Origin of the sequence: Sphingomonas phyllosphaerae 5.2 (genome assembly GCF_000419605.1) — a bacterium.
Lineage (GTDB): Bacteria > Pseudomonadota > Alphaproteobacteria > Sphingomonadales > Sphingomonadaceae > Sphingomonas > Sphingomonas phyllosphaerae_B.
On record NZ_ATTI01000001.1, the window covers coordinates 3,744,689 to 3,757,196 of the forward strand.

Here is a 12,508-nt window from a genome sequence, read left to right on the forward strand (position 1 = left end):
GTCGCAGCGCATCGCTATCGTCGTGCACGGCGCGCGAGCGTGCTAGGCGCGCGGCATGGCTTCGTTCTTCACGCCGATCCTCGCCGGTGCGCAATGGCCTGCACGGCTGGTCGCGTGCCTGGGCGCCGCGACATGCCTGGCGCTCACGTTCCTCGTCTGCGCGCATCTGCCGCTGTCGCAGGCCGACCTGCCGATCATCGTCGCGCCGCTCGGGGCGTCTGCCGTACTGGTGTTTGCGGTACCGGCGAGCCCGCTGGCGCAGCCGTGGCCGGTGATCGGCGGGAACACGATCTCTGCGCTGGTCGGCGTCGCGGCGTTCGAGACGATACCGCAGACCGCCGTGGCGGCCGGCGTTGCGGTGGGTGCGGCGATCCTCGCGATGTCGCTGCTGCGTTGCCTGCACCCGCCGGGTGGCGCGGCCGCGCTGACCGCCGTGATCGGTAGCCCCGGCATCCATGCCGCGGGCTTCGGCTTCGCGCTGGTGCCGGTCGGCATCAACTCGCTGGCGCTGGTCGGGCTGGGGGTTTGCTACCATCGGCTGACGCGCCATTCCTATCCGCACCGCGCCGCCGCGCCTGTGACGCCGGCGGGCGGGTTGCACGCCGCCGACATCGACGCGGCGCTGGCCGACCTGCACGAGACGTTCGACATCGCGCCCGCCGACCTCGATGCGCTGCTGACACGTGCGGAAGTGCATGCCGAGGCGCGGCGGCGTGGTCGTTCGCTCTCGACAGCGGCACCGCGGCCCGGCACCCCTGCGCGATGACTTCGAACGCGATCCGAGTCGGCATCGGCGGCTGGACCTACGAGCCGTGGCGTGGCACCTTTTACCCTGAAAAGTGGCCGCAAAAGCGCGAACTGGAATATGCCAGCCGGCACGTCACCGCGATCGAGGTGAACGGCACCTTCTATTCGTCCTTCAAGCCTGCGACGTTCGCCGGATGGCGCGAGACGGCATCGGAGGGGTTCGTCTTCGCGCTCAAGGCGTCGCGCTATTGCGTCACGCGCAAGGTGTTGGCCGAGGCGGAAGAATCGATTGCCCGCTTCGTCGGGCAGGGCATCGTCGAGCTGGGCGACATGCTCGGTCCGATCCTGTGGCAGATGCCCGCGACGCGGAAGTTCGACGCGGACGACATGGGGGCGTTCCTGAAGCTGCTGCCCGCCAGCGAAGCCGGCGTGCCGCTGCGCCATGCGATCCAGGTGCGGCATGCAAGCTTTGCGACACCGGACTTCGTCGCGCTGTGCCGTGCCGCCGGAGTGGCGATCGTCCATGGCGATTCGGCGGACTATCCGGCGCTGGCGGATGTGTCGGGCGACTTCGTCTATGCGAGGCTGGAGGATGCGCGCGAGGAGGAGCCGGCCGGCTATGCCCCCGACGCGCTCGACCGTTGGCGCGAGGTCGCCCGGGCGTGGGCAGCCGGGGAGCCCCCAACCGGCCTGCCGTATGTCGCGGAACCGGCGTCGATGGAGCCGCGCGACACGTTCATCTTCATGATAAACGGCGCAAAGGTCCGTGCTCCGCACGCCGCGATGGCATTGATCGAGCGACTCCGCTGACGCGGCGAATGTTGCGAATGTTGAGACGCTGGCGGGCTTTCTCAACGTTCGTCCGGTACGGCGGCGCGAGCGGCTGAACCGACTTTCCGGCCTGTAGGTGGAAACGTCCATGTGGTGCCAACCCGGCCTCCCGATCCTTGGCCGGGGCCCGGCTGCTCCCGCCCACAGTAGGTAGCGCGGGCGCGGCGCACGTCGGAGCGCACGGTCGCACGCCGACGATCGGGGGCTGTCGGGGCGGCATCGTTGGATGTGGTCGCACATCCCGACAACGTACGTCGGGTGAGCGGGTGTAGGACAGCCGCATCAGGTTGCGGTTCGATCGAGCGCGGCGACGATCGCGGCGATCGCCGGATCGGTGTAGGTGCCGACCGGATCGTCCGAGCCATCAGGGCGGCGGTGCCAGCCGCCGGCCTCGAACGCATCGTACACCTGTTGAAAGAGCACCGGCCAATCGTGTGCGACCCCGTCCATCCGCAGCCCCTCCAGCAACCCCCACAGGTCGCCGACGATGCTGTCGCATACGGCATAGGGCAGTTCGCCGTTGTGATAGGCGCGCGCTATCCGCGCCGCGAAACGATCGAGAAAGGCGGCGACATCGGTGCCCGGCTCGAACCGGCCGCCACCGTGCGCGGCGACGGCATGGGACGCAGGCGGGCGGAGCGGATCGTCCATGCCCACCTCCTCGCCCGCGCGTGGGACGGTGGCAAGAGGGAGGGCGATACGCTTATACCGCTGTATGGACGGGATGAAGGAAGGCGAATGGCGATGAGGAAGGCCCCGATCGGCGCGGGCGCTGCGGCGCTCGCACTGGCCGCGACGATGGCGCAAGCTGCGCCCGCCGATGGGCAGATGATGGTCAGGATCGCCGAGCTGTCGATCGATCCGGCGCAGATCGACGCCTATAAGGCGATCCTGAAAACCGAGCAGGAAGCGTCGGTGCGCGACGAGCCGGGCGTGTTGATGCTGCACTCGGTGCAGATCGCCGACGACCCGACGCAAATCCGGTTGCTCGAAGTCTACGCCGATCGCGCCGCGTACGGATCACACATCCGCTCGCCGCATTTCCTGACCTACAAGACCGCGACCGAGCGGATGGTACGCTCGCTGCGACTGGTCGAGACCCGGCCGATCCTGTTGTGCGCCAAGTCGAAGGGCAGGAGGGGCGGACCCGTGACATGCCTGTGACCGGCGTTCGGATGCTGGTTCTACGGCCGCTATGATACCGGGGCGCCGTGGTGATGCTGTTCGCAGTTCACGGCGTCTTCGCGGTAGCATCCGGTGACGACGGACTGCTGCCGTTATGGCTGGTCGGTGCCGCGATCGGGCTGGTAATTCGCGCTTCGATCCGAACGGTACCGTTCCGGTACCGCCAGCCGATCGCGGCGCGGCGTCACCCCAGCCGCTGTTTCAGGTCGAGCATCGCCAGCGCCGCGTGCGCCGCCGCGCCGCCCTTGTCGAGCTGGGCGGGATCGGCGCGTACGATCGCCTGCGCCTCGTTCTCGGTCGTCAGGATGCCGTTGCCGACGGGCAGCCCGTCGAGGGTCAGCGCCATGATGCCGCGTGCGCTTTCGTTGGCGACGATCTCGAAGTGATAGGTCTCGCCACGGATGACGACCCCGAGCGCCACGAACGCGTCGTAGCGGCCGCTATCCGCCGCCATCGCGATCGCGCCGGGCACCTCCAGCGCACCGGGGACGGTCAGCACCTCCGCGACGTGCCCCGCCGCGACGATCGCGGCCGTGGCGCCAGCGACCAGCATGTCGTTCAGGTGATCGTAGAAGCGCGCTTCGACAATGAGGACGTTGGCCATCAATCCACCTTCCGTTCGCCGACGATCGACAGCCCATAGCCGTCGAGCCCGACCAATGTGTGATGCGTGTTGGTGAGCAGCACCATGTCGTGCACGCCCAGTTCGGCGAGGATCATCGCGCCGACGCCGTAGTCGCGCAATTCCTCCATGTCGGCGGGCGCGGGCTCCCCGGCCTTCATCCGCACCGCCGTGGTGAAGGCATCGGCGCGGTGGCGGTTGATGACGACGATCACCCCGGCACCCTCGGCCGCGATCAGTTCCATCGAGCGCGAGAGCATCCGCCCACGCTCGCCCTCCTCGCCGAACACGTCGGCGAACGGCGACAGCGCGTGCATCCGCACCAGCGTGGGGCGCGACGGATCGACGCGGCCCTTCACCAGCGCGATCTGCTCGGTGCCGGTCGCCTTGTTGCGATACGCGCGCACCGTCCAGTCGCCGCCCCAGCGGCTGGCGAACGGCGCTTCGCTGACCAGTTCGACCAGATGGTCGTGGCGGCGGCGGTAGGCGATCAGATCGCGGATCGTGCCGATCTTGAGGTTGTGGAGCTGCGCGAAGGAGACGAGATCGTCGAGGCGCGCCATCGTGCCGTCCTCGTTCATGATCTCGCAGATCACGCCCGACGGATTGAGCCCGGCGAGCCGCGACACGTCGACGGCCGCCTCGGTATGGCCGGCACGCACCAGCACGCCGCCGTCGCGCGCGACCAGCGGGAAGACGTGGCCGGGGGTGACGATGTCGGCGCGGCCCTTGGTAGAATCGATCGCCGCCGCGATCGTGCAGGCGCGATCGGCTGCGGAAATGCCGGTCGTGACCCCCTCACGCGCCTCGATCGAAACGGTGAAGGCGGTTTCGTGCCGTGTGCCGTTGTTGCGGCTCATCAGGTCGAGCCCGAGATCCTCGACGCGCGTCTTGGTCATCGCCAGGCAGATCAGCCCGCGGCCGTGGCGGGCCATGAAGTTGATCTTCTCGGGCGTGGCCATCTGCGCGGGGATGACGAGGTCGCCCTCGTTCTCGCGATCCTCATCGTCGACCAGGATGAACATCCGGCCGTTGCGCGCCTCGTCGATGATCTCCTCGGGCGTGGAGAGATAGCCGTGGCGCAACCGCGCCAGTTCGGGATCAGCGGCCACGATAATGCTCCATGCGTTGCAGATAGCGGGCGAGGACGTCGATCTCGACGTTGACGGACTGCCCGGCTTCGAGCGCGCCCAGCGTGGTGACGGCCTGGGTGTGCGGGATCAGGTTGATCGCGAAATGCGTGGCATCGGCCTCGTCGCTGACGGCATTGACGGTCAGCGAGACGCCGTCGATCGTCACTGAACCCTTTTGCGCGAGGAAGGGCGCCAGTGCGGGCGCGACGCGGAAGCCGATACGGCGCGAATCGCCGTCGGGGCGAACCTCGACCACCGCCGCCACGCCGTCGACATGGCCGGTGACGATATGCCCGCCGAGTTCGTCGCCCAGCTTCATCGCGCGTTCGAGGTTGAGCGCGCGGCCCGGCTGCCACTGGTCGCGGGCGGTGCGCGCGATCGTCTCACCCGAGACGTCGACCGCGAACCAGCCGGGACCGGTCTCGACCACCGTCAGGCACACGCCCGAACAGGCGATCGAGGCGCCGAGATCGATCGTGGCGGTGTCGTAGCCGGTCGCGATCGTGACGCGTGCGTCGCCGCGCGCGTCCACGCGCTGGATGGTGCCGATGTCGGTGACGATGCCGGTGAACATGGGAAAACCTTTCAGCCGCGCTCGTAGACTTCGAGCCGGTCGCTGCCAAGCTGGCGCTGGTCGGCCAGCGTCCACCGGCCGTGCGCGGCGGCAAGGTCGACGAGGCCGATATCGGGGAGCGTGCGTCCGCCGCCGATCACGATCGGGGCACGGTAGAGGAGCAGGCGGTCGACCAGTCCGGCGCGAAGGAAGGCGGCGGCGGCCTGCGCGCCCCCCTCGACGAAGAGGTGGTCGGCGGAAAGCGCGGCGATGCCGTGCGGATCGGCGATCCACACCGGCGCGGGCGGCCCGGCGTCGTCGCGGGCCGAATCGGCGGGCGCGCGATGCTGCACGCTTCGTGACAGCACCACGCGCAAGGGCGCGCGATCCTCGAGCCCCGGCAAGCGAACATCGAGCCGCGGCGCGTCCGCATCCCACGTCCCGCGCCCGACGAGAATCGCATCGTGGCGGCTGCGTTCGAGATGGGTGTGGGCGCGCGCCTCCGCGCCGGTGATCCAGCGGCTGCGCCCGTCCGCCATTGCCAGCGCGCCGTCGAGCGACAGCGCCAGCTTGAGCGTGACGTGCGGGCGACCCAGCGCGCGACGGGTGAGGAACCCGGCCATCGAGCGCTGCGCCTGGGTGGCGAGCAATCCGGATTCCACGGCGATCCCGTGATCGCGGAGGCGCGCGAAGCCGTGCCCGTCGGTGCGCGGATCGGGATCGCCCAGCGCGGCGACCACCCGCGCGATGCCGGCCGCGACGAGCAGCCCGGCGCAGGCCGGACCGCGCGGGCTGACGTGGGCGCAGGGTTCCAGCGTGACATAGGCGGTGGCGCCGCGCGCGCGATCGCCGGCCTCGGCCAGCGCCATCGCCTCGGCATGCGGGCGCCCGCCGGGTTGCGTCCAGCCGCGCCCGACGACGCGGCCGGCGCGGACGATCACGCAGCCGACGTTCGGATTGGGCGTGGTGCGCCCGCGCGTCCGCCCCGCCAGCGCGAGCGCCGCCGCCATCCAGCGCGCGTCGTCGCTCAAGGCGTCAGATGCCCATCGCGTTCAGTTTGTCGTCCAGCCGCTTGAACCCGGCGCGCAGCTTCTCCTCGCGCTCGCGTTGTGCGGCGACCTGCGCGTCGCGGATCGGCTTGTCGATCTTCTGCTGCGCGATGATCTCCGCATCGCTGCGATCCAGCTTCCATTGCTCGAAATAGACGATCTTGGGCTTGTAGACCTTCTCCGCGTAGGAATCGTGCACGAACGCCCACAGGATGAAGCAGGTGATCGTGATCGAGAGCAGCAGGAACCACAGGTCCTGCGGCTGCCGCGTGCCCAGGAACAGGCGGAGATCGTGCCATGCGCGGATCGGCGACATGCGGGCGAAGAATTGCTGCATCACGCCGATATAGTCGCTCAGGCGACGCTGTTCGAGTCCAGCCGCGCGATCGCGCGATCGCGGCCGATCAGCGGCAGCAGCGCGGCCATGTCCGGCCCGTGATCGCGGCCGGTCAGCGCGCGGCGCAGCGGCAGGAACAACGGCTTGCCCTTGCGCCCGGTCGCCTCCTTCAGCGCCGTCGTCAGCGCGTGCCACGGGTCGCCCGCCCAGTCGATCGTGCGCGCGACCGCGGCGGCCCGGGCAAGATAATCGGCATCGTCGCCGGCGGCCGGCGCCTGGATCGGCCCCTCCACGACCTGCCACCATTCGGCGGCACCGGCGACCGTCTCCAGATTCGGGCGCACCGCCTGCCATGTCGCTTCGTCCATCCCGGCGGGCAAGCGATCCGCGACCGCCGCGAACGGCAGCTGGTGGACGATCCGCGCATTGACCTGCGCCAGTTCGCGCTCGTCGAACCTGGCGGGCGCGCGGCCGAAATGCGCGAAGTCGAAGTCGGCGAGCAGCGGCGTGACGTCGAGGTGCGGCTCGACGGGCTGGCTGGTGCCGAGCCGCGCGAGCAGCGACACGATCGCGGCCGGCTCGATCCCGTCGTCACGCAGCGCGTCGATGCCGAGGCTGCCGAGCCGCTTCGACAATTTGCCCTCGGCGCCGGTCAGCAGCGCCTCGTGCGCGAAGGCGGGCGCGGGGACGCCCATCGCGGCGAACATCTGCAATTGCAGCGCGGTGTTGGTGACGTGATCCTCGCCGCGCACGACGTGCGTGACGCCCATGTCGCGATCGTCGATCGCGGAGGGCAGCATGTAGAGCCACGACCCGTCGGCGCGGCGGATGACGGGATCGCTCATCGTCGCGGCGTCGAAATGCTGCGGGCCGCGGATCAGGTCGGTCCACGCGATCGGGGCCGCATGGTCGAGCCGGAAGCGCCAGTGCGGGCGCACCCCGTCCGCCTCCAGCCGCGCGCGCTCTTCATCGGTCAGCGCCAGCGCGGCGCGATCGTAGACCGGCGGCAACCCGCGCCCGCGCAGGATCTTGCGCTTCAGGTCGAGTTCCTGCGCCATCTCATAGGCCGGATAGATGTGCCCGGCCGCACGCAGCTCCTCGAACACCGCCTCGTAGCGCGCGGTGCGCAGCGACTGGCGCTCCTCGGCGTCGGGGTGCAACCCGAGCCACGCGAGGTCGGCGCGGATCGCATCGACGAAGCGTTCCTCGCTGCGTTCCGCATCGGTATCGTCGATGCGCAGCAGGAAACGCCCGCCGCGCGCCTTCGCCCACATCCAGTTGTGGAGCGCGGTACGGATGTTGCCGACGTGGAGCGTGCCGGTCGGCGACGGAGCGAAACGGGTGATGACGGTCATGGTATCGCCGCTTACGCGCGCCCCCTTCCCCTCGCCAGCCCCCCGGCCTACACGACGCCGCACGAAAGGGTGTTCGTCCATGAAATTGATGACCGGCAACTCCAACCTGCCGCTGGCGCGTGCGATCTCCGATTATCTGGAGGTGCCGCTGACCGAGGCGCTGGTGCGCCGGTTCGCCGATGAGGAAATCTTCGTCGAGATCATGGAGAATGTCCGCGGCGAGGACGTGTTCGTCGTCCAGTCGACCAGCTATCCCGTCAACGACAATTTGATGGAATTGCTGATCATGATCGACGCGCTGAAGCGCGCGTCAGCCAAGCGGATCACCGCGGTGCTGCCGTATTTCGGCTATGCCCGGCAGGATCGAAAGCCCGGCCCGCGCACGCCGATCTCCGCCAAGCTGGTCGCCAATCTCGTCACCACCGCCGGCGCGGACCGCGTGCTGTCGGTCGACCTGCACGCCGGGCAGATCCAGGGCTTCTTCGACATCCCGACCGACAATCTCTTCGCCGCGCCGGTGATGTCGCAGGATATTCGCGCGCGGTTCGGCGAGAAGAACCTGATGGTCGTCTCCCCCGACGTCGGCGGCGTGGTGCGCGCGCGTGCGCTGTCGAAGCGGCTCGACAACGCCCCGCTGGCGATCGTCGACAAGCGCCGCGAGCGTGCCGGCGAGTCGGAGGTGATGAACATCATCGGCGACGTCGAGGGGCGCTTCTGCGTCCTGATCGACGACATCGTCGATTCGGCGGGCACGCTGTGCAACGCCGCCGCGGCGCTGAAGGAAGCGGGCGCGGAGGACGTGGTCGCCTATGTCACGCACGGTGTGTTGTCGGGCGGCGCGGTCGCGCGGGTAGAGGGATCGGCGCTGCACGAACTGGTGATCACCGATTCGATCGGCAACCACGACACGATCCGCGAGGCCGGCAAGATCCGCCACCTGACGATCGCGCCGCTGGTGGCGGAGGCGATGCGGCGGATTTCGGACGAGGCGAGCGTCAGCAGCCTGTTCGACTGACGCCGGGGCCGCGGCGACCCGGCCGAACCGCGCCGGCCAGCCTTCGGTGCCGTGACGTCGCGGTCAGACCTCTTCCTTCAACGGCCTGGCGAGCAGGTCATCGATGACGCCGCGCACCGCGGCGCCCTCCAGCAGCCGGCACACCGCGGCGGTGATCGGCATCTCCACCCCGGCGGCCTGCGCCGCCTCCAGCAGCACGGGTGCGGTGAACGCACCCTCCGCGACGGTGCGGCGGTTGGCGAGCAGGTCCGCCGCCGCCCGCCCCTGCCCGATCCCGACGCCCAGCGAGAAATTGCGCGACGCGGTCGACGAACAGGTCAGCACCAGATCGCCCAGCCCCGACAGCCCGGCGAGCGTCCCGGCGCGCGCGCCCTTCGCGAGGCCGAAACGGGTCATCTCCGCGAAGCCGCGCGCGATCAGCGCGGCGCGTGCATTCTGCCCCAGCCCGGCTCCGTCGACCACGCCGCACGCGATCGCCAGCACGTTCTTCACCGCGCCGCCGATCTCCGCGCCGATCACGTCGCCGGTGGCGTAGGGGCGGAAATGCGGCGCGGCGATCGCCGCAGCCAGCAGCGCGCGCGTCGCCGCGTCATGCCCGGCCAGCGTCACGGCCGTCGGCAGGCCGCGCGCGACCTCATGCGCGAACGTCGGCCCCGACAGCACCAGCACCGCGGAGGCGGGATGCTGCTCCTGCGCGACCTCGCTCATCAGCCGGTGCGTGCCCGCCTCGATCCCCTTCGCGCAGACGACCAGCGCCTGCCCATTGGCGGGCAACTGCGCCAGCACCGCGCGCATCGCCTGCGCGGGGGTGACGATCAGGTTGGCGGCGGCATCCGCCACCCACGCCAGATCGCCGGTGGCGCGGATCGCCGCGGAGAGCGGGATGCCGGGAAGATACGCGGCATTCTCATGGCCGGCGTTGATTGCATCGACCAGCGCCGGATCGCGTGCCCACAGCCGCACCTCGTGCCCGTTCGCGGCGGCGACCTGCGCCAGCGCGGTGCCCCAGGCACCCGCGCCGATGACGCCGAGCGCGCCCTTCACGCCTTCACCCCCGCGCCGCGCACCTTCTCCGCATCCGGATCGAGCGGCCAGCGGGCACGCGCGGCGACGTCGAGCGGATCGGTGAGCCCGGCGGCGAAGCGCTCCGCCCCGGCCCAGGCGATCATCGCGGCATTGTCGGTGCACAGCCATCCCGGTGGCGCGACGAAGCGCAAGCCTTGTTCGGCAGCGAGCGCCTGCAACGCCGCGCGCACCGCGCCGTTCGCCGCCACCCCGCCGGCCACCACCAGCGCGGTCGCGCCCGCGGCGTGGCGCAGCGCGCGGCGCGTGCGGTCGATCAGGCAGTCGACGACCGCCTGCTGGAAACTGGCGGCGACATCCACCGCGGCATGATCGGGCGCCATCCGCGCCACCGCCGCCTTCAGCCCGGCGAAGGAGAAATGCGGCTCGGGCGACCCCTTCAGCGGGCGCGGCAACGGCACCGCGCGTGCATCGCCCTCCGCGGCCGCGCGCTCCACCGCCGGGCCGCCGGGGAATCCGAGCCGCAGGATCTTGGCGGTCTTGTCGAACGCCTCGCCCGCCGCATCGTCGATCGTCGTCGCGAGCCGACGATAGCGCGCCACCCCCTCGACGAGCAGCAACTGGCAATGCCCGCCGCTGACCAGCAGCAGCAGATAGGGAAAGTCGAGGCCGGGATCGGCGAGCCGCGGGCTGAGCGCATGCCCTTCGAGATGGTTGACCGCGACCAACGGCTTGCCGGCGGCGTGCGCCAGCGCCTTGCCGGTGACCAGCCCGACCAGCACGCCGCCGATCAGGCCCGGACCGGCCGTCGCCGCGATCGCATCGACATCCGCCAGCGTCTTGCCGGCATCCGCCAACGCCGCCTCGACCAGCGGCTGCAACACCTCGACATGCGCGCGCGCCGCGATTTCGGGCACGACACCGCCGTACGGACGGTGCGCTGCTTCCTGCCCCGCGAGGCGATGCGCCAGCACCCGCCGGTCGCCGGTGACCAGCGCGGCGGCGGTTTCGTCGCAGGAGGATTCGAGACCAAGGATCAGCATGCGCGGCTATCTAGGGTGCTTGCGGGCGAATGTCGAAGCCGCCAAGACGTGCGCCATGTTCAGGCTCGGCACCCGTGGTTCTCCGCTCGCGCTCACCCAGGCGGGCATGGTGCGCGACGCGTTGATGGCCGCGCACGGGTGGGCCGACGTCGAGATCGTCGTGATCCGCACCACCGGCGATCGTGTGCAGGACCGCGCGCTCGCCGAGATCGGGGGCAAGGCGCTGTGGACCAAGGAGCTGGACCGCGCGCTGCTGGCGGGCGAGGTGGATGCCTGCGTCCACTCGATGAAGGACGTCGAGACGCTGCGCCCGGATGCGATCGCGATCGCTGCGACGTTGCCGCGCGCCGACGTGCGCGACCGGCTGATCGGCGCCGCATCGATCGCGGCGCTGCCGGACGGCGCGACGATCGGGACGAGCAGCCCGCGGCGCGCGGCGCAGCTGCGGCGGTTGCGGCCGGACGTGTCCGCGGTGCTGTTCCGCGGCAATGTCGACACGCGGCTCGGCAAGCTGGCGGCGGGCGAGGTGGACGCGACGCTGCTCGCCGCCGCCGGGCTGGAGCGGCTGGGGCGTCACGATACCGGGGTGGCGATCCCGCTGGACGTGATGTTGCCCGCGCCGGCGCAGGGTGCGGTCGGCGTCGAGACGCTGGTGGACGGCATGGCGCGCGCGCAGGTGGCGGCGATCGATCATGCGCCGACGCACCGCGCGATCGCGGCCGAGCGCGCGCTGCTTGCCGGGTTGCGCGCCGACTGCCACTCGCCGGTCGCCGCGCTGGCGGTGGTCGAGGATGACGCGCTGCTGCTGCGCGCGCAATTGTTGACGGCGGGCGGCGAGGAGGCGGTGGACGGCGCGGCGCGCGGTGCCGATCCGGTCGCGCTGGGCGCGCGGCTGGCCGAGGAGCTGCTGGCGCGCGCCTCGCCGGCGATCCGCTCGCTGTTCGGGTGACATCGCGGCGCGCGCTGGTGCTGCGGCCGGCGCCGGGCAATGCGCGCACCTGCGCGGCATTGGCGGCGGCCGGGGTCGAGGCGGTCGCGCTGCCGCTGTTCGCGGTCGCGCCGGTCGCCTGGACGCCGCCCGATCCCGGTCGCTACGATGCGCTGCTGCTGACCAGCGCGCAGGCGGTGCGCCATGCCGGAGCCGGAATCGCGGGATTGGCAGGGTTGCCGGTGGTCGCCGTCGGTGCGGCGACCGCGGCGGCGGCGCGCGCGGCGGGATTAACGGTGGCACTGGTCGGCACGGCCGATGCCGCCGCGATCGTCGCGCAGGCGGCGGCCTTCCCGCGCCTGCTGCATCTCGCCGGGCGTGACCGGGTCGCGCAACCCGGCGTCGATACGCTGACCGTCTATGCCAGCGAGGCGCTGCCGGTCGATGCAACGGCGATTGCGGCAGCGGTGGACGCGGTGGTGCTGCTCCATTCAGTGCGTGCGGCGACGCGATTCGGCGCGTTGACGGTGGAATTGTCGCGGACGCGCGTGCGAATCGCCGCGCTCAGCGCCGCGATTGCGGCGGCGGCAGGCGCCGGATGGGCATGCGTCGCGGTCGCGCCGCAGCCCGGCGACGCCGCGTTGGTGCAGACGGCGGTGCGGCTCGCGATTGACCACTGACGCGGGC

General features: G+C 70.9%; 15 protein-coding genes. 6 read left to right on the forward strand and 9 right to left on the reverse strand.

Annotated features, from left to right (window positions below):
* Positions 1–55 precede the first annotated feature (55 nt).
* Positions 56–766, forward strand: coding sequence for an HPP family protein (locus SPHPHY_RS20595; RefSeq protein WP_022688067.1), 711 nt, complete (start codon positions 56–58; stop codon positions 764–766).
* On the forward strand, positions 763–1,557 hold the full coding sequence (locus tag SPHPHY_RS0117910) for a DUF72 domain-containing protein (protein WP_022688068.1): 795 nt from the start codon (positions 763–765) through the stop codon (positions 1,555–1,557). Before SPHPHY_RS20595 ends, SPHPHY_RS0117910 begins: the two co-directional genes overlap by 4 nt.
* 303 nt (positions 1,558–1,860) lie before the next feature.
* Here SPHPHY_RS0117910 and SPHPHY_RS0117915 read toward each other — a convergent pair whose 3' ends face one another.
* The gene (locus SPHPHY_RS0117915) at positions 1,861–2,229 is read right to left on the reverse strand and encodes a hypothetical protein (RefSeq protein ID WP_022688069.1); all 369 of its coding nucleotides are present in this window, start codon (positions 2,227–2,229) and stop codon (positions 1,861–1,863) included.
* A gap of 93 nt (positions 2,230–2,322) precedes the next feature.
* Between SPHPHY_RS0117915 and SPHPHY_RS20600 the strand changes: the two genes are divergently transcribed.
* Entirely contained in the window at positions 2,323–2,742 is a 420-nt protein-coding gene (locus tag SPHPHY_RS20600; protein ID WP_051148465.1) for a putative quinol monooxygenase, read from the forward strand.
* 205 nt (positions 2,743–2,947) lie between these two features.
* Here SPHPHY_RS20600 and ribH read toward each other — a convergent pair whose 3' ends face one another.
* Genes ribH through SPHPHY_RS0117950 form a run of 6 tightly spaced genes read right to left on the reverse strand, consistent with a single transcriptional unit; the run spans position 2,948 to position 7,812 of the window.
* Positions 2,948–3,367: a 6,7-dimethyl-8-ribityllumazine synthase gene (gene ribH / locus SPHPHY_RS0117925; protein ID WP_022688071.1), complete on the reverse strand. Its 420-nt coding sequence runs from the start codon at positions 3,365–3,367 to the stop codon at positions 2,948–2,950.
* Positions 3,367–4,497, reverse strand: a complete 1,131-nt coding sequence (ribB, locus tag SPHPHY_RS0117930) for a 3,4-dihydroxy-2-butanone-4-phosphate synthase (RefSeq protein WP_022688072.1) — start codon at positions 4,495–4,497, stop codon at positions 3,367–3,369. The genes ribH and ribB overlap by 1 nt, the downstream gene beginning before the upstream one ends.
* Positions 4,487–5,092, reverse strand: coding sequence for a riboflavin synthase (locus tag SPHPHY_RS0117935; protein ID WP_022688073.1), 606 nt, complete (start codon positions 5,090–5,092; stop codon positions 4,487–4,489). Before SPHPHY_RS0117935 ends, ribB begins: the two co-directional genes overlap by 11 nt.
* 11 nt (positions 5,093–5,103) lie before the next feature.
* The gene (gene ribD, locus SPHPHY_RS0117940; RefSeq protein ID WP_028057105.1) at positions 5,104–6,081 is read right to left on the reverse strand and encodes a bifunctional diaminohydroxyphosphoribosylaminopyrimidine deaminase/5-amino-6-(5-phosphoribosylamino)uracil reductase RibD; all 978 of its coding nucleotides are present in this window, start codon (positions 6,079–6,081) and stop codon (positions 5,104–5,106) included.
* Positions 6,082–6,106: 25 nt separating this feature from the next.
* A complete protein-coding gene (locus SPHPHY_RS0117945) occupies positions 6,107–6,457 on the reverse strand; it encodes a hypothetical protein (protein WP_022688075.1) in 351 nt (116 codons plus the stop codon).
* A 17-nt stretch (positions 6,458–6,474) separates the two neighbouring features.
* Entirely contained in the window at positions 6,475–7,812 is a 1,338-nt protein-coding gene (locus SPHPHY_RS0117950; RefSeq protein ID WP_028057106.1) for a glutamate--tRNA ligase, read from the reverse strand.
* Positions 7,813–7,891: 79 nt separating this feature from the next.
* Between SPHPHY_RS0117950 and SPHPHY_RS0117955 the strand changes: the two genes are divergently transcribed.
* Complete coding sequence (locus tag SPHPHY_RS0117955) at positions 7,892–8,827, forward strand: ribose-phosphate pyrophosphokinase (RefSeq protein WP_022688077.1); 936 nt, start codon at positions 7,892–7,894, stop codon at positions 8,825–8,827.
* A 63-nt stretch (positions 8,828–8,890) separates the two neighbouring features.
* On the opposite strand, the gene SPHPHY_RS0117960 is transcribed toward SPHPHY_RS0117955, so the two are convergent.
* Entirely contained in the window at positions 8,891–9,871 is a 981-nt protein-coding gene (locus SPHPHY_RS0117960) for an NAD(P)H-dependent glycerol-3-phosphate dehydrogenase (RefSeq protein ID WP_022688078.1), read from the reverse strand.
* The gene (gene tsaD / locus SPHPHY_RS0117965) at positions 9,868–10,893 is read right to left on the reverse strand and encodes a tRNA (adenosine(37)-N6)-threonylcarbamoyltransferase complex transferase subunit TsaD (protein ID WP_022688079.1); all 1,026 of its coding nucleotides are present in this window, start codon (positions 10,891–10,893) and stop codon (positions 9,868–9,870) included. The genes SPHPHY_RS0117960 and tsaD overlap by 4 nt, the downstream gene beginning before the upstream one ends.
* Before the next feature lie 55 nt (positions 10,894–10,948).
* Here tsaD and hemC point away from each other — a divergent pair, with 55 nt between their 5' ends.
* A complete protein-coding gene (hemC, locus tag SPHPHY_RS0117970; protein ID WP_028057107.1) occupies positions 10,949–11,842 on the forward strand; it encodes a hydroxymethylbilane synthase in 894 nt (297 codons plus the stop codon).
* Positions 11,839–12,501 (forward strand): uroporphyrinogen-III synthase, encoded by a 663-nt coding sequence (locus SPHPHY_RS0117975; RefSeq protein ID WP_022688081.1) that lies wholly within the window; start codon positions 11,839–11,841, stop codon positions 12,499–12,501. The genes hemC and SPHPHY_RS0117975 overlap by 4 nt, the downstream gene beginning before the upstream one ends.
* The last annotated feature ends 7 nt before the right edge of the window (positions 12,502–12,508 follow it).